Genomic DNA, 2,339 nt, shown 5'->3' with positions numbered 1-2,339 from the left:
ACCCGTGACATATTTATTTCTCCTGTACGAAATAGATGTACTTATTATACAGGATGTACGAAATTAATTTAACCTATTTTTGTACAGGCGTTTTGGATGATGTACGAAACCGAACGATTTTGTACACCCATTGGTACGCTATAGTGTATCCAAAAAAGAAACGGAACCTTTAATGTATCCATCAAGCGAATAACGCACTGCATCCCAACAATGATTATAAGCATCAACAATGACAGGCAGAACATCACCCGTATTACGGTCAACTTTGTACGAATATAGCCGTGCTTCTTCAATCGTATTTTTGCAGCGTGGGTGAATAATGATTTTTTTGAAGCCTCGTAGGTGCGCGATGCCGTCTTCTACGCTACCATTCCATTTAGATGCCGGAGCAATATTAAAGCCCTGTCGTTTTAAGTAGCTGATAGTCTCTGGTCTGCTGTTGTCTGCTTTAATTGGCCAACGTGTTGCTTCCGGTATCGCTTGATAGAAATGAGGTAATGCGTCCAATTCCACACCGACCCTGTAGGCTTCGTATTCTACGTACAGACAGTCACCAAGGATAAAGCTGCGGATCAGGGTACTAGGGTCATTTGAAAAACCAAAATCGGCACCAAACAACAATCGGTCTGCTTTTTTCCAGAGATCATGATCAAACTCAACAACTTCATATTTGCCGTTCAATACCTGCTTATTGGAATTCTCCAAATAAGCGCCTTCCCAAATCCACGCATAGGTATTCGCATCAAGCCGGATCAGGTCGTTTTTCCGGTCTTCCTCCAAAACATTAGGAAACCACGGATTGTCATTGTAGTTAAGATCAACCGAAATACAGTTACTTGGCTTTTTCTGCCTAAAGCGTACATCGGTTGCGCTCCCTTTTCGCTCTGGATTCCAAGTAACCCAAATTTCAGAACCTTCTTCTCGCACCGTCGGGATTAATTTTTGCCATGCGTACTCTGGTACGTTTTCAGCCTCATCTATCCAGCAAAACAAAATTGATGATTTTGATTTGAGGCTATCCAAGTTGCGCCTTAATCCACAAAAGATAAAAGAGACTCGTTTGTTTTTGGTACGAATATATTTTTCACCAATATCAAAATATTTTTTAAGCCAACTGACGCTTTGGATTGCCTGTTTCACTTCCTGCATACTGGAATCTTCAAGCGAGTTCATGAACTCACGGGCGCAAAGGATCACACCTTTTTTCCCTAACCTCGCTGCATTGAAGGCATTAACTGCCAGCATTAATGCAAAGGTGCGTGTTTTACCACTTCCTCGCCCACCGTAAGCGCACCGATAACGGGCACTCCCGTTAAACACGGCGGTTAATTTTGGCGGAATATCAATTGCCATTTCTTTCATCACTTTTAAAACTTCCGGCGTTAACATGGATAACAGAAGGGAAAATATCTTCCGATTCATTGAAATCTGATGATTGCTTGATTTCTAGCAATAGCGTGTTAGGGACGGGTATACCTTCTATCTCCAAAAATTGCGCTGCTTCCAGTGCAGTCATTTCCCCTGATTTTTTGCGCTCAAGTATCGATCTTAAATATTCTTTTTGTTGTTGCTTTTCTTCGTTAAAGAAGACTTCGTTGATCCCCATCTTTTTGTACACAGCAATATCATTGTGACTAGGTAATACTTCTTCTATCGTAGTCGTTTCGCCATCCGGTGTTTTCTTAATGATTTTGCGTGTTCGCATTTTGGTATTTTGCCTTGCCGTTTCTGCGATTTCCTTTTTCAGAATATCCGCAGCATGATGAAAAGCATGATCAAACTCGCAATAATCCTTTCGCCAATTTCTAACGGTTTTTTCATCAACGTGCAGCCACTTTGCAATGAAATGATTTGATACTTTTCCTTTAACCAAAGACAGGTTGATCACGTCGTCAATATACGCTTTTTGATATTTCGCTTTCCGTGACATGACAACCTCTTATTAACACTTGTGCAACATTCGTAAAATTAGCCGTTTTGGGTGCGGACTTATTTTGCGGACTTATGCGAAAAAAATCCCTCTTCATGCGTTGTGATTATTAGGTTTTTCAATTTTTCAAAATGCGGAGTTATGACTGCGGACTTATGCGTTTTTGGCTATTCTGTAATTTATCCTGCTGAATCCCTTTGATAGCAAGAAAGTAAGGATTTAACCCTATTTACCTTAATGGTTAAAAAACAAACGCAAATGTTAAAATTTTAACTCGAAAATTGACCCTGAAAATCGCCCATAAATATTTGACGTCGTCTCAATGTTTTTATGACCCAACATTTTAGAAATAACGTGAATATCATTGCGTTTTTTAATTAGACTTACCGCAGCAAAATGCCGTAAGTTG

3 protein-coding genes are annotated in these 2,339 nt (G+C 40.0%); all 3 read right to left on the bottom strand.

What is annotated here, in order from left to right:
* Nucleotides 1-138: 138 nt before the first annotated feature.
* Nucleotides 139-1,362: a PBSX family phage terminase large subunit gene (locus G468_RS0117135; protein WP_026824056.1), complete on the bottom strand. Its 1,224-nt coding sequence runs from the start codon at nucleotides 1,360-1,362 to the stop codon at nucleotides 139-141.
* Nucleotides 1,343-1,930 (bottom strand): hypothetical protein, encoded by a 588-nt coding sequence (locus G468_RS0117130; RefSeq protein WP_026824055.1) that lies wholly within the window; start codon nucleotides 1,928-1,930, stop codon nucleotides 1,343-1,345. The genes G468_RS0117135 and G468_RS0117130 overlap by 20 nt, the downstream gene beginning before the upstream one ends.
* Nucleotides 1,931-2,191: 261 nt before the next feature.
* Nucleotides 2,192-2,339: tyrosine-type recombinase/integrase (locus G468_RS25520; RefSeq protein WP_155847028.1), on the bottom strand; the 148-nt coding region annotated here is incomplete at its 5' end.

Origin of the sequence: Arsenophonus nasoniae DSM 15247, from assembly GCF_000429565.1 — a bacterium.
GTDB lineage: Bacteria > Pseudomonadota > Gammaproteobacteria > Enterobacterales > Enterobacteriaceae > Arsenophonus > Arsenophonus nasoniae.
Note: the sequence above shows the minus strand (reverse complement) of the source record. Positions and strands in the feature narration are given on the sequence as shown.

Coding starts and splice junctions, on each gene's coding strand:
- G468_RS0117135 (WP_026824056.1), bottom strand. CDS start 1,362: ATGAAAGAAATGGCAATTGATATTCCGCCAAAATTAACCGCCGTGTTT.
- G468_RS0117130 (WP_026824055.1), bottom strand. CDS start 1,930: ATGTCACGGAAAGCGAAATATCAAAAAGCGTATATTGACGACGTGATC.